This window comes from Rikenella microfusus DSM 15922 (assembly GCF_000427365.1).
Classification (GTDB): domain Bacteria; phylum Bacteroidota; class Bacteroidia; order Bacteroidales; family Rikenellaceae; genus Rikenella; species Rikenella microfusus.
In genome coordinates this window covers 1,608,582-1,623,096 of the sequence record NZ_KE386488.1, presented here as the reverse complement: position 1 = coordinate 1,623,096, position 14,515 = coordinate 1,608,582, and the positions used below count along the sequence as shown (strand labels likewise).

The following is a 14,515-nucleotide window of genomic DNA, read 5'->3' as shown; positions in this document are numbered from 1 at the left end:
CTCCACCGGCCCGACGCCGCCTGAATCGAGTATAGTAAACCCGGCAAAGACCCGGAGGAGCCGGCGCAAGCCGAAACAACAGCGGCGAAAATAGTCGGTATATGAATATACATAAACGGCTACCGTTTTACCGGACACTTTTTCGGCATACCGGAGCGACCCCGCCCCCGAACATACGGCTCGAAAAATACCGAAGCGGGCGGGTACGGTCGAAATGACCGCACCCGCCCGCTCGATATTTACGGGAGTTCTCCTAAAGAGACCCTCTGCCCCCGCTTTCGTTCGATCGGGGAAAGGCATCCCGTTCGGAATCAGTTCGAGAAGACCAGCCCCATATCGGAGGCGTCCACCGTAACCGGTTTTTCCTTATTCACCCGGCCGCTGAGTATCTGTTTCGACAACTCATTGACCAGATTGCGTTGCAGCGACCGTTTGATCGGCCGCGCCCCGAACTGCGGATCGAACCCGTCGCGGGCCAGCCATTCCACCGCCCGGTCGCTCACCGCCAGCTCGATACCGCTCTGTTCCAGCATCTTCGTCAGCGCGTTTATCTGCAACGAAACAATCCGGCGCACATCGTCGATGGTCAGCGGCAGGAACATGATGATCTCGTCGATCCGGTTCAGGAATTCCGGACGGATGGTCTGTTTCAGCAAATCCATCAATTCGTTTTTCGTCCCTTCGATGATACCGTCGCGTTTTTCATCGCTGATACCGCTGTCTTCCAACCCTTCGAAACGTTCGTTGATGATGTGCGAACCGATATTCGACGTCATGATGATGATCGTGTTGCGGAAATCGACCGTACGCCCCTTGTTGTCCGTCAGACGCCCGTCGTCCAGCACCTGCAACAGGATATTGAACACGTCCGGATGCGCCTTTTCGATTTCGTCGAGCAGCACCACCGAATAGGGTTTGCGCCGCACGGCCTCGGTCAGCTGGCCGCCCTCGTCGTAGCCCACGTATCCCGGAGGCGCCCCGATCAGCCGCGACACGCTGTGCCGCTCCTGGTATTCGCTCATGTCGATACGCGTCATCAGGTTGGCGTCGTTGAACAGGAATTCGGCCAACGCCTTCGCCAACTCGGTCTTGCCCACCCCGGTCGTACCGAGGAAGATGAACGAACCGATCGGCTTGTGCGGATCCTGCAACCCGGCCCGCGAACGGCGCACGGCGTCCGAGATGGCCCGGATCGCCTCGTCCTGGCCGATCACCCGCTTGTGCAGTTCGTCTTCCATGAAGAGCAGTTTCTCGCGCTCGCTGGCCAGCATCCGGCTCACCGGGATACCCGTCCATCGCGAAACGACGCCCGCGATATCCTCGGCGTCCACCTCTTCCTTGATCATCGGGTTGTCCTTCTGGTTCTCGCCCAGCTGCGCCTGCAAACGTTCGATCTCTTTCTGGGCTTCCTGTATCTTCCCGTAACGCAGCTCGGCCACTTTGCCGTAATCGCCCCGGCGTTCGGCATCGACGGCCTCGGTCTTGTAACGGTCGATCTCCTCTTTCTGTTTCTGGATGCCCTCGATGATGTCGCGTTCGCCCTGCCATTTGGCCCGCAGCGCGTTCCGCTGCGAATTGAGTTCCTCGATCTGCCGGGTCAGCTCCTCTACCTTTTTGTCGTCATTCTCCCGACGGATGGCCTCCCGCTCGATTTCGAGCTGACGTACCCGACGGTCGAGTTCGTCGATATCTTCGGGCACGGAGTTCATCTCGGTCCGCAGTTTGGCCGCCGCTTCGTCAATCAGGTCGATCGCCTTGTCGGGCAGGAACCGCGACGTGATATAACGGTGCGAAAGCTCGACCGAAGCGATGATCGCCTCGTCTTTGATCCGCACCTTATGGTGGTTTTCGTAACGTTCTTTCAGCCCGCGCAGGATCGAGATGGCGTCCGGCACGCTCGGCTCGTCCACCATGACTTTCTGGAAACGCCGTTCGAGCGCCTTGTCCTTTTCGAAATATTTCTGGTATTCGTCGAGGGTCGTCGCACCGATGGCACGCAGCTCGCCCCGCGCCAGCGCCGGTTTCAGGATATTGGCCGCGTCCATCGCCCCTTCGCCGCCTCCGGCGCCAACCAGCGTATGGATTTCATCGATAAAAAGAATGATCTGCCCTTCGGAGTCGATCACCTCTTTGACCACGCCTTTGAGCCGCTCTTCGAACTCGCCTTTGTATTTGGCCCCTGCGATCAGGGCGCCCATATCGAGCGAGAAGAGTTGCTTATCTTTCAGGTTTTCGGGCACGTCGCCGTCCACGATCCGGTGTGCCAGCCCTTCGGCGATGGCGGTCTTACCCACGCCGGGTTCGCCGACCAGAATCGGGTTGTTTTTGGTCCGCCGCGTCAGGATCTGGAGCACGCGCCGTATCTCGTCGTCGCGGCCGATCACCGGATCGAGACGCCCTTTGCGCACCTGATCGATCAGGTTGATCGCATATTTGCCCAGCGCGTCGAACTGCTGTTCGCCGGTCTGGCTGTCCACGGTCGTCCCTTTGCGAAGCTCCTTAATGGCTTTCACCAGCTCTTTTTCGGTAACGCCGGCGTCTTTCAGCAGCCGGCCGGTCGATTCCAGGCCGAGCAGGATGTGTTCCGGGGTGACATACTTGTCCCCGAACTGCGCGGTGGCCTGCATGGCTTTCTGCATCGCTTTGTTGCTGTCCGACGAAAGGTAAGGCTCTCCGCCCTGCACTTTCGGCAGCCGCGCGAGATCGTTATCGACCGCCGTCCGCAATGCCGCCATATTGACCCCCACCTTGTTCAGCAGGTAAACCCCGATGGAGTCCTCCTCCCGCAGCATGGCGCTCAGGATGTGCGCCGGCTCCACGGCCTGCTGCCCTCCGGCCACAGCGATGTTCACCGCTTGCTGAAGAAGCTCCTGAGCCTTAATTGTCAAGTTGTTAGTCGTCATATCTATCTATTTTTATATTCTTTTCAGCGTTCGTGGGACAAGAGATACAAACTCCTTGCCAAAAAGGGCCGTCTGCCATTCTGACAGACGGCCCCGAAAAACGAAGAGAGGCGGGAATCCGCCTCTCTTCATGATGGTTACCGTTTCAGTTCGTAATAAGGGATACGCCCGACCGGAGCGGAGATTTCCATGACCAGCGGCCCTTTGAACTTCTGGCCGAGGTCGTCCACCCAGACTCCGCGCGGCAGACGCACCGTCCGCTTGCCGTCCGGGGTCAGGATCGGGGCGACGAGGTATTTCGCCCCCAGCATGTATTGGTCCCGACAGTCAGAAAATCCTTTGTTCGGATACATGTATTCCATGTGGCGGACGATCGGTTCGCCCGTCTCGGCGGCATGTTTCGCCGTCTCGATGATATAAGGCGCCATCTTTTCGTGCAGCCGCGCGGCGGCGAGGCAATAGCCGAGATGCTCTTTGTCCAGCACCCGCCAGGGGGCCACGGAAAATTGCATCATAGGCATCAACGCGTGGAGTTGCGCCGAACGGACGACCAGGTCCTGGTCGATCTTGGTCTGGTCCAGATTACGGAACGAACCGACCTGCCCGCCGCCGATCATGTCGGGACAGGTGTAGGCGTAGCCCATCAGCCCCGCGTTCACCATCTCCGGCACCAGCAGTCTCAGGTCATGCCACGAATAGGCCTTATCCCCCAGCCGCTGCACGAGGGGCTTGCCCTGCATTTTCCATCCGGCCCGGTATTCGTTATAGGGAAAGTGCAGTCCCAGTTCCGCCCATTTCATGCAATGGTCGGTGGCCAATGCCGTCGTGTCGTAGTAATCCTGCTGCGCCGGGTGATAATAATTCAGGTCGCCGGCGTCGAATTTGAAACCGTCCACGCCGTATTTCTCCTGCGTGCTTCGGAGTTGCGCGAGCAGGTGCGCGAATGCGTCGGGATTGGTCAGGTCGTAGCACGCGCTGTACCCGTTCCACCACCGGATAACAGCGGCGTTCCGGGTGCCTTTCTCGCGGATGAGGTATCCTTTTTCTTCCAGTTCCCGGAATTCGGGGCTGTCGGGGCTGACGAAAGGCGATATCCAGAGCATGATCTTGAATCCTTTGGCGTGCAACCGGTCGATCATCGCTTTCGGATCGTCGAAGCGTTCGGCCTTGAAATCGAAGTTGCCGTAATAGCGCTGCCAGTTGTCGTCCACCATCAGGATGCCTGCCGGAAAGCCGTTGGCCAGTATGTCGTCGGCATATTTTTCGATGTCCTGCTGGTTTTGGTCGTACTGCAATTCGATCCAGGTGTTGTACTGGGGCACGCTGAAGAAAAGTTCGGGGGGCAGTGTCCCGTCGGCGGGAAAGCGGTCGTGGGCGGCCAGGATGAAGGCCTCGCGGAGGTTCTTGCCGGCTTTGGTGACCGTAACCGGACTGACGGCGTTCTCGATGGTGAATGCGTCGCCGTCGAACCGATAGTCGAACCCGCCGTCGCTCCAGATATACCGACCGTAATTGGACACGAGGAACGGGACGTTCTGGTTGTTGAAGCTGTGTTTGCTGAGGGGCTGCAGCCCTTTTACGGGGGCCGCTATGGGCATTTCGGAACCTTTCGCGGTGAAGGCTCCCCACCATTTTTCGCCGTCGAGCACGGGGATTTTCTGCTGCGCGAGGGCCGTGCCGGCGGACAGCAGGGCGGCGGACAAAAGGGTTACGATCTTTCCGGAACTTTTCATAAGCATGGAGTCAAATATCTATTTTTTTGAGCAACGAGGTGAAATGCAACGCCTGCTCGCCGAACAGAGGCGCGGCAATGGCGCTGTATTCGCCCATGACATCCTGCATGAACCGCCGGTATTCGGCGGTGTCGGGCACTTCGACTTGCAGGGAGTAGGTGTAATGGGGATCTCCGCTGTCGGTCAGCACTCGGGTAAAAAGAATCCGGCGCTGTCCTCCGTCGGCGCTCTCTCCGAACCCCGCTTCACGCAGATAGGGCATGAACTTATGGACGAACAGGTCGTACCACCGCTCGTGTACGGGCGGCTCGACCATAAAAGAGGTATTTACAATATACATCACTTCATTACCTTTTCAATCGTTCGTTTATTTCGGTACTTGAGATTTGAGGCAACCGTTCTTTCTTTGAAAAGAAAGAACCAAAGAAACTTTCGAGCAGGTTTGCGACGTCTCAGTTTGTCGATGCCCCTTGGCACTGTGTTTTTTGTTTTGTAAGGACAGGGGGCATTCATGCAAATACAGAAACGGCCCCCTGTCCTTACAAAACAAATCGTCAAAGGATAAGTCATCCGACAGGCTCAGGAGATGCGCTAGCATCTCAAAAAGTTTTTCTGGTTCTCACTAACTGCGCTGCGCTTGTTTTCCTCCTCGCCGCTCGGTAAAGCGTGCAAGCCCGCTCTACACTCGCTGGCAGCGTCGGTTGTTCACAAAGAGAACAGTACCCTCAAACCTAAACAGTACGAAATAAACGAACTATTTAATGATATCGAAGCCGGTATAGGGTCTGAGTGCTTCCGGGATGACGATACCTTCCGGCGTCTGGTTATTTTCCAAGAGTGCCGCCACGATACGCGGCAACGCCAGCGAGCTGCCGTTCAGCGTGTGCGCCAGCTCCGTTTTCTTCGTCTCCGCATTGCGGAACCGGAGTTTCAGCCGGTTCGCCTGGAACGACTCGAAATTAGAGACCGAAGATACCTCCAGCCATTTGTCCTGCGCCTCGCTGTACACCTCGAAATCGTAAGTCAGCGCACTCGTAAAGCTCATATCTCCTCCGCACAGACGCAGGATACGGTACGGCAGTCCCAGCTTCTGCACGATCCCCTCCACATGGGCCACCATTTCGTCCAGCCTTTCGTAAGAATCCGACGGATGAGCCACCTGCACGATCTCCACCTTGTCGAACTGATGCAGACGGTTCAATCCCCGCACATCCTTCCCGTACGACCCCGCCTCGCGCCGGAAACACGGCGTATAAGCCGTCATCCGGATCGGAAGCTGTTTCTCGTCCACGATTTCATCGCGGAAAATATTGGTCACCGGCACCTCCGCCGTCGGGATCAGGTAGAAATTGTCCACCGTAGCGTGGTACATCTGCCCTTCCTTGTCCGGCAACTGCCCCGTCCCGAATCCCGAAGCCTCGTTCACCATGATCGGAGGTTCCACCTCCAGGAAACCGGCGGCCGTATTTATATCCAGGAAAAAGTTGATGAGCGCCCGCTGCAACCGGGCTCCTTTGCCTTTATAGACCGGGAAGCCAGCCCCGGTGAGTTTGTTCCCCAGTTCGAAATCGATGATGTCGTATTTTTTGGCCAGTTCCCAATGCGGCAGGATGCCTTCTCCTTTGAGCTGCCGGGCCTCCGGCCCTCCCATTTTGACCACAAGGTTGTCTTCGGCCGTTTTTCCTTCCGGCACGATCTCCGCCGGACGGTTCGGAAGGGTCACGATCAGGGACTCCATTTCGGAGATCACATCCGCCTGTTCCGTTTCGAGCGCTTTGGACTGCTCCTTCAGCCCGGCGACCTTTTCTTTCAAGGCATTGGCCTCGTCGGTTTTTCCGGATTTGAACAGACCGCCGATCTCTTTGGCGATCTTGTTCTGTTCGGACAGGTTGCCGTCCAGTTGCTGCTGGATCGCTTTACGGCGATCATCCAGCGCGACGATTCTGTCTATTATCGGAGCGGCATCCACCCCTTTTTTGGCCAAACGGGCGACGGTTTGTTCGCGTTCGTCCCGGATCTGTTTCAGTGTCAGCATTGTATTCTCGTATTTATCTCATCCTGTTTTTCGGGCCGGCAACAGGCGGCGCGGAATTTTCAAAGTTACGTTTTTTTGCAAAAAAAGAGGCCGGTTTTCCCTCTGCGGAGAAAACCAGCCCTCTGAAGTCTGTATGCCGGGATGCGCCCGGCAGCCGTTATTCCGCAATCGGGACCACCGATACGAACGACTTGCCTTCCGCTTTCTTCTTGAAGCATACGGTACCGTCCACCAGTGCGAACAGGGTGTGGTCTTTGCCCATCCCTACGTTTTCGCCCGGATTGTGTACCGTGCCGCGCTGCCGCACGATAATGTTGCCGGCTTTGGCCACCTGGCCGCCGAACAATTTGACGCCCAGACGTTTGCTTTCGGATTCACGGCCGTTCTTCGAACTACCTACACCTTTCTTATGTGCCATTGTCTTTTACTTTTTAAGCGTTTTCAACTGACAGAATGGATTTCCCCCCTCGAAATTAAGCAATGATGTCTTTGATTTCGATCTGGGTCAGGCACTGGCGGTGCCCGTTCTGTTTCTGGTAGCCTTTGCGGCGTTTCTTCTTGAAGACGATGACTTTATCGTCTTTGAGGTGTTTCAGCACAGTGGCTTCCACTTTGGCGTCTTTTACCGTAGGTGCGCCAACTGCAACCTTTCCGTCATTGTCAATTAGCAGGACTTTGTCGAAGCTCACGCCGGCGCCTTCCGCGTCAGCGAGACGGTGAACATACAGCTTGCGACCTTTTTCAACTTTGAATTGCTGACCTGCAATTTCTACGATAGCGTACATATTCGTTTCGCTTGTTGTTAGGTGTTTTGAACCGCAAAGGTAAAAACTTTTTCGATATCCCGCAAAACCGGACGATTTAATTCAGGCAACGACACATGGTTTTATTCTGGAACCGGGCAAAAAAGCAGATAAAGAACCGCCGGGTATGCGATTCCCCGGGTTTGCAGCCTCTACCCGATGAACGAACAGGAGGGAAAGATCAGGAATATTTAATTGTACGATTAATTTGCAGGCCCAATTCCGGAGCCAGCGAGGGTGCGACCGCAGGTTGCAGCCCTGCGCCGGGGGTGGCTCCGGGCTGACCGCTACGCGGATAAATAACCGTACAGTTAAAAACAAGTTTCCGCGTCAGCGGGCGAGCCGGAGGCCTCCCCACAGGAGGCCCGGTGCCGCTCGGTACTCGGGCCGGGCTGTAACTACCCGAGCCCTCCCGAGCGTCCGGCCCGAATATTTATCCGTACAGTTATTTGTCCGCATAGCGGCCGGAATCAGAATCTTTTGGTGTAGGCATGACAGTACGGCTCCGTACCCTTACGTTCGTAATAATCCTGATGATAATTCTCCGCCGGCCAGAACGTCGTCGCCGGAGTCACTTTCGTCACCACCCCGTAACCTTTGGCCCTGAGCCGTGCGATCAGTTTTTCGGCTACAGCCTTTTGCTCCGGCGTCAGATAAAAAATTTCCGACCGGTACTGCGGCCCCAAATCAGGCCCCTGGCCGTCCTCCTGCGTCGGATCGTGAATCTCGAAAAAGAGTTTCGCCAACGTTTCGTAATCCGTTACGGAAGGATCGTAAGTCACTTTCACCGCTTCGGCATGTCCCGTTTTTTTCGTGCATACCTGCTCGTAAGTCGGCCGATCGACCGTACCGCCGATATACCCCGAAACCACCGAAAGCACGCCCGGCTGCTTCTGCATCATGTGCTCCACGCCCCAGAAACAACCTCCGGCGAAGATCGCCTCCGCCGTTTTCCGCGCCGCCGGTTCAGCCCTTTCCGCAGGAATGAAATCCATCGAGACAGAGTTCACGCAATGGCGCGTATTTTTCTCCGTAAAGCCCTCGCCCGTAAAGACATGCCCCAAATGGGCGCCGCATCGGGCGCAAGCGATCTCCGTCCGATGCCCGTCGGCGTCCACGCTGCGTTTGACCGCCCCCGGAATCTCGTCGTCGAAACTCGGCCAGCCGCAGCCCGAATCGAACTTGTCTTCCGACCGGTAGAGCGGCGCGCCGCACTGCTTGCAGACATAAGTCCCTTTCTCTTTGAAGTCGTAGTATTTGCCCGTAAAAGGCCGTTCGGTACCTTTGTCGATCATCACCCTTTTTTCTTCGGGCGTCAGTTCCTTTTTCATATTTTGTGCATTTGCGGCGCCGACCGCCGACAACACGGCGAGCACCGGAATCCTCCGCACGATCAGCCGGAGTTTCCCGGCGCGGCGCATAAAATTAACGGTTTTTCCCATTTCATTTATAAAACGCAAAAAACATGCCCGGTATTGAATATTATTTTCCGGATATGGAAAAATAACGGAACCCGATTATATGCCCCAGTATGCCGGACTTGTTCGGCGATAATTTTCCGCTATCGGCTCCGCGACGCCGCCTGAATCGAGTATGGCTCCCCCTGGCAAAAGCCCCGACGGACCACTCCGGCCCGGAGTTTTCTCTGTCGAAAGGATCAAAAAACGCTGGAAAAAACAGTCGGTATAGCCAAAGTATATAATCGGGTAACGGGAATAGCCCAATGAGATTTGTGCTCTAATAGAGTTCCCGGCCTTCGATGCCCCGACGCGCAATCCGGCGGGTTTGCCTGCGACCGAACCGGCCATCCGGAATACCGGAACAAACCGAATCGGAATACGTCCGATAAATAAACCGTATTTTGCGGACATCGACCGGAAAAATTGGTAATTTTGCCATTTACCGTCCCAAACCGGATAAGCCTATGGATTCAATGGAATTGTTAGCCCCGCTGGTCTTCGTGATCGTCTCGCTGGTGGCCGGAGCCATTCTCAAATACGGACTCAAACGCACCGTCCTGCCCTATACGGTAGGGTTGTTCGCATTCGGGCTGATCATCGGCCTGCTGGACCGTGCCGGCGTATATGCCGACGGATCGGTCTTCAAAGCATCGATCGATTTCGCGGGCAATATCAATCCCGACCTGATCCTCTACCTTTTCCTGCCCATCCTGATTTTCGACGCGGCCTACGAACTGGATGCCCATATTTTCCGCAAGACCTTGTTCAACGCCACGCTGCTCTCGGTGCCGGGGATGGTGGTAGCCATGTTCCTGACCGGCCTGCTGATGATGGGCGTCAGCCTCTTCGCCCCGGACTATGCCCAGTGGGACTGGACGCACGCCCTGATGTTCGGCGCGCTGATCAGCGCGACCGACCCGGTGGCGGTAGTGGCCCTGCTCCGGGAATTGGGGGTGAGCAAGCGGTTCTCGACGCTGGTGGACGCCGAATCGATGCTCAACGACGGTACGGGCATCGTGCTGTTCATGCTCTTTTTCGGCACCTTTACTGCGGCGGGAGGGGTGGACACGCCGGTAACCGAATTCATTTACGTAGTGTTGGGCGGCGTGCTGCTCGGAGTCGTGTTCGGCTGGCTCTGCCTGTGGTTCATCACCCGGAGCCAGAGCGACGCGATCATGCAGAACAGCGCCATTCTGGTTTCGGCCTACCTGACATTTTTCCTGGCGCAAAGCTATTTGGACGTTTCGGGAGTCATCGCGCTGGTCGGATACGGCGTGGTGATCGCCTATTACGGGCGGCCGAGAATCGCCCCGGACGTGAACCGCTTTATGCAGGAATTTTGGGAATTGGCTACTTATATGGCCAATACGTTGATTTTCATACTTGTAGGGGTGGTGATCGCATTACAGGTCCAGGCGACCCTGATGGATTTCGTCGTGTTGGTACTGGTTTATACAGGTATCAACCTCATACGGATGGCGATGATCGCGATCTTCTATCCCGTGATGAAGCGGTCGGGATACGGGCTTTCCAAACGCGAAGCGGTGATCCTCTGCTGGGGCGGTCTGCGCGGGGCGCTGGGGCTGACGCTGGCCCTGATGGTCTCCTACACGCTGCCTATTCCGGAAGCCGTGCGGCAGCAGGTGCTGTTCCTGACGGCCGGGATCGTGACGCTGACCCTGACAGTCAATGCCACGACCATCGGATGGCTGCTGCGCAGGCTGGGCCTCACCCGTGTGTCGTCGGCCAAGACCTACCTGAATTATACGATCCACAAACAATTGTGCGACAACGCCGAAAAATACTATCGCGAACTGCAACAGAACGAGGCGTTGCAGGCGGCGGACTGGGACAAAGTCGCGACTTTCCTGCCGGTACCCGAGGCTGCGCCCGTCGGCCCGGTGCAGACCCAGGACCTGATGGCGGACATCCGGCTGCGGATACTGGACAAGGAACGGACGCGCTATTGGCAGTTGTACGAGAAAGGGATCGTATCGTCGGATTCGTTGCGGCGTTTGCTGACCGCCGTCGAGGAGCTGTACGACGCGGACGGGAAACGGCCGCTGTGCGAACGTGCCAAATTGCTGGAGCTGCCCAAACTGCCGCTGTACCTGAGGTGGAAAAAACGGTCGCGGGAGGTACTTTACCGATGGGTGGACCGGCACCACTCCTCGACATTCGTGGCCGTGTACGACGTCGCCCGGGGGCTGATCCATGCCCAGCGTACTTCAATGACGCTGCTGGACGAGTTGGAGGCTTCGGGATCGTTCGGTAACGAGGATATACGGAAATTGGAAATACTGCGCGGAGAGGTCCGGAAAAACATAGACGAAAGCCAGTCGATCATGGACATGATCGCGGAACATTACCCCAATTCGTACCGCTTGGCGATCACCCAGAAAACCGTACGCATGCTGATCAGCAATGAAAAGGCGACGGTGGCCCAAATGCTTCATGAAGGGCTTGTTACGCCGGACGACGTGCAGTCGATGATCGACGATATCAAAAAGCGTTACCGCGACACGACCCTGTCGCGTATTCTGAAGAAGTAGGAACGCACCGCCCGCGGCGGATATACGCAGGCCGCAGTGTCCGAAACACCGGCGTTTAGGTCGGTATTACATCGGAGTGTGTGCATAGATTGCGTTTTGCCGAACGTATCGGAGAGATTCTTTTACGGCTGCGCGGTGCTGCCGGGTACCCCGGCCGGGGTTCTTTGGGCGGGAGAAAGGAGGAATAGTGCGAGCCGGAAAATGCCTGCTGAAACAGCCGGCTCAAAAATGATAATCGAAAGACCGTAAACGCCGGGGCCGTTCTCTCCTTACAAGAGAACGGCCCCGGCGTTTACACGTCCTGTTGCGGACTTATTTCGGATCGAGCTTATCGCCGATCTTTTTGACGAGATACTGGTAGTGGGCTTTGACAGCCGGATCGGACGCGGAGGCCGTTTTCAACCGTCCCTGGAGCGTCCGCAGTTCGTAAGTTACCCGGGCGGGCACGTCGCTCAGGATCGGCATCCCCGATTTGGGCAGCAACGCGATCAGGCGATCCACATAGAGATTCTGCAATCCCCGGCGGTAAACGTCCGGCGCGGCCCCGGTCGAAAGTTCGCGCCAAACGCTGCGGTTCAGGTCGCCGAACAGGTCGTTCACGGTATAGGCGTTCCGGCCCAGCGCCGATTCGGCTTTGGTCAGGTTGAGCAATACCCGGGTACTGAGCAGGGCGTTCAATCCGGCGCGTTGTACCGTCAGGATCGCTTCCGGGCCGCTCGTTCCGATCTTGCCGTTGATGTTTTCATCGATCAGCCATGTCGGGGTGGTGAACAGATGGCGGTCGAGGAAAGCCATCGCCTCTTTCTGTTTGGCTTTTTCCACATACGCATATACCGGCCCCGCCTGTTCCACCGTCCTCGGCGTTTCGTAGATACCGCCGACCCATTTGGCCACGTGGCCGTTATAGCGGATGAACTGCATCATCACCTCTTTATATAAATCCTCCAGATTATCGTACCCCTCGTTCGACGTGCGCGTCCATTCCGGAATGCCGGCCAGTACGAATTTCAGGTTTTTGATCCCCAATTCATTGGATTTCATCTGGTTGTCGCCCAAGTCTTCGTTCTGTTCGCGCGGATCGTTCGGATTGGTTTCGGTTCCGAACCACAGGCGCGGATTTTGCAGCCGGGCGATAATCCATTTGTTGAGCGTGTCGGCCTCGGCTTCGGGCGTGGTCAGGTCCGGGAAACGGCGGTAGCCCCACTCGATCGCCCATTTGTCGTAGTCGCCGATCCGCGGATAGAGCAGCTCGCGGCGGATATGGTCTTCGGGCTGGGCTACGTAATTGAACCGGGCGTAGTCCATGATCGAAGCGGTGTGGCCGTTCTTTTCGAGGAACGACGCGCTGCGCAGGCTGTCCACCGGAGTCATGGCCGAGGAACCGTAATTATGCCTCAGCCCCAGCGTATGGCCCACTTCGTGCGAAGATACGAAACGGATCAGATCGCCCATCAACGCGTCGTCGAAGACCATCTTCCGGGCACCCGTATCGCTCGGCGCCGCCTGGATCATATACCAGTTTCGCAGCAACTGCATCACGTTGTGGTACCAATGGATATGGCTTTCCAGGATTTCGCCCGTGCGCGGGTCGCTCACATGCGGCCCCATGGCGTTGGCCACGTTCGAGGGCATATAGACGATGGCCGAATAGCGGGCGTCTTCGAGGCTCCATGTGGAATCTTCTTCCGGGGTCGGAGCCACTTTGCCGACGATGGCGTTTTTGAATCCGGCCTGTTCGAAAGCCGCCTGCCAGTCGTTCACCCCGGCGATCAGGTAGGGCACCCACTTTTTCGGGGTGGCGGGGTCGATGTAGAAGACGATCGGCTTGGCGGGTTCGACCAGTTCGCCGCATTTATAAGCCTCCATGTCTTCGGGTTTCGGTTCCAGCCGCCAACGGGTGATCATCCGGATGTCTTTAATCCCCTGCGGATTCTTGTCGTAGTCGATATAGTCGTTGGTGAAGAACCCGACGCGCGGGTCGAAATAACGCGGCTGCATCGGCGTTTCGGGCAGCAGGATCAGCGAGCTGTTGATTTCGTAGGTCGCGGGCATCGGACTGGGTTTGTAACCGGGGAAGCTGCTCTTGGGGGTGATGACGTAGCTGCGTGCGCTTTTCATCTCGATGTTTTCCGGAAAGGCTTTGACTCCGACGATATAGGATTTGTCTTTCTGGAATCCTCCGATATTCAGGTTGAGTTTGTAGGCGTTGTCGAAACCGGTCAGTTCGGTGTCGCCGCCGATAAAGTCGGTCGCGTCTACCAGCAGGGAGTCTTTCGCCTTGTTGGTGCCTTTGATTTCGAACGAGGTGACGATCGGCTGCATGTTGGAACGGACCACGGCCTGGTACATGTCGCCGGCGGTGTCGCGCGGCATCTCGCGGGTGGAGACGTTTTCGATAAAGAGTTTTTTCCCGTCGGGCGACTGCCGCAGGCGGATCATGTTCTCGCCGATGGGGTCGCCGGCGTAGCCGAAGAAACCCTGCCGCATATCGGCGGCGGCTTTCGAGATGCGGTTCACGACGAGCATGTCGCGCCCCATCAGCGAGGCGGGGATCAGAAAGTAGTATTTCCCTTCCTGCTCGATGACGGTGAAAAGCCCGTCGGTCCGCTTGGCGCCGGGCTTGATTACCGCTTCGATGCTTCCTTTGGCCGGAGCGGGTTTCTTCGCCGTGGTATCGGCTGCGGATTTTTTGCCTCTCTTGCTTTTCTTCGCTTTAACGGCTTTCCTGCCTGCCGTTTGCTCGGTCTTCGCTTTGGCAGAGGACTCGGCCCCGTACGCTGCTCCCAACGGCCCGGTACCGATCATTGCGGCCAGGGCCACGATCCAGATCTTGTTCATATAATTTATGTTTATGGTTTCGATAAAATTACGACAAAACTTCGTTTTGTCAGCCCGGCGTGGGCACGCGTCCCCGCGCGGGAGCGCAGTCGCCTCAAACTCGCGCACCATGCATAAAAGACGAAATTTTGCAAAAATAGCTTCTGCTATTTTTGCAGGATTTCGTCAGGCGCGCAGTTCCTGACAAGGGA

General features: G+C 56.8%; 9 protein-coding genes. 1 reads left to right on the top strand and 8 read right to left on the bottom strand.

Annotation, left to right across the window (positions count from 1 at the left end; translation table 11 throughout):
• Nucleotides 1-311: 311 nt before the first annotated feature.
• From clpB to RIKMI_RS0107785, 7 genes are all read right to left on the bottom strand, one after another.
• The gene (gene clpB, locus RIKMI_RS0107815; RefSeq protein ID WP_027291153.1) at nucleotides 312-2,903 is read right to left on the bottom strand and encodes an ATP-dependent chaperone ClpB; all 2,592 of its coding nucleotides are present in this window, start codon (nucleotides 2,901-2,903) and stop codon (nucleotides 312-314) included.
• Between the two features lie 137 nt (nucleotides 2,904-3,040).
• The gene (locus RIKMI_RS0107810; protein ID WP_027291152.1) at nucleotides 3,041-4,636 is read right to left on the bottom strand and encodes a glycoside hydrolase family 31 protein; all 1,596 of its coding nucleotides are present in this window, start codon (nucleotides 4,634-4,636) and stop codon (nucleotides 3,041-3,043) included.
• Nucleotides 4,637-4,646: 10 nt separating this feature from the next.
• A complete protein-coding gene (locus RIKMI_RS0107805) occupies nucleotides 4,647-4,976 on the bottom strand; it encodes a DUF4286 family protein (protein WP_027291151.1) in 330 nt (109 codons plus the stop codon).
• A 414-nt stretch (nucleotides 4,977-5,390) separates the two neighbouring features.
• A complete protein-coding gene (gene serS, locus RIKMI_RS0107800; RefSeq protein ID WP_027291150.1) occupies nucleotides 5,391-6,671 on the bottom strand; it encodes a serine--tRNA ligase in 1,281 nt (426 codons plus the stop codon).
• A gap of 157 nt (nucleotides 6,672-6,828) precedes the next feature.
• Nucleotides 6,829-7,089 (bottom strand): 50S ribosomal protein L27, encoded by a 261-nt coding sequence (gene rpmA / locus RIKMI_RS0107795; protein ID WP_027291149.1) that lies wholly within the window; start codon nucleotides 7,087-7,089, stop codon nucleotides 6,829-6,831.
• Nucleotides 7,090-7,144: 55 nt separating this feature from the next.
• Complete coding sequence (gene rplU / locus RIKMI_RS0107790; RefSeq protein ID WP_027291148.1) at nucleotides 7,145-7,456, bottom strand: 50S ribosomal protein L21; 312 nt, start codon at nucleotides 7,454-7,456, stop codon at nucleotides 7,145-7,147.
• A gap of 488 nt (nucleotides 7,457-7,944) precedes the next feature.
• Entirely contained in the window at nucleotides 7,945-8,805 is an 861-nt protein-coding gene (locus RIKMI_RS0107785; protein WP_027291147.1) for a bifunctional methionine sulfoxide reductase B/A protein, read from the bottom strand.
• Nucleotides 8,806-9,398: 593 nt separating this feature from the next.
• On the opposite strand from RIKMI_RS0107785, the gene RIKMI_RS0107780 reads away from it, so the two are divergent.
• Nucleotides 9,399-11,486 carry a cation:proton antiporter gene (locus RIKMI_RS0107780; protein ID WP_051214426.1) on the top strand — a complete coding sequence of 696 codons (2,088 nt, stop codon included), beginning with the start codon at nucleotides 9,399-9,401 and terminating at the stop codon, nucleotides 11,484-11,486.
• Nucleotides 11,487-11,798: 312 nt separating this feature from the next.
• On the opposite strand, the gene RIKMI_RS13445 is transcribed toward RIKMI_RS0107780, so the two are convergent.
• On the bottom strand, nucleotides 11,799-14,324 hold the full coding sequence (locus RIKMI_RS13445) for a zinc-dependent metalloprotease (protein ID WP_051214425.1): 2,526 nt from the start codon (nucleotides 14,322-14,324) through the stop codon (nucleotides 11,799-11,801).
• Nucleotides 14,325-14,515: the final 191 nt, after the last annotated feature.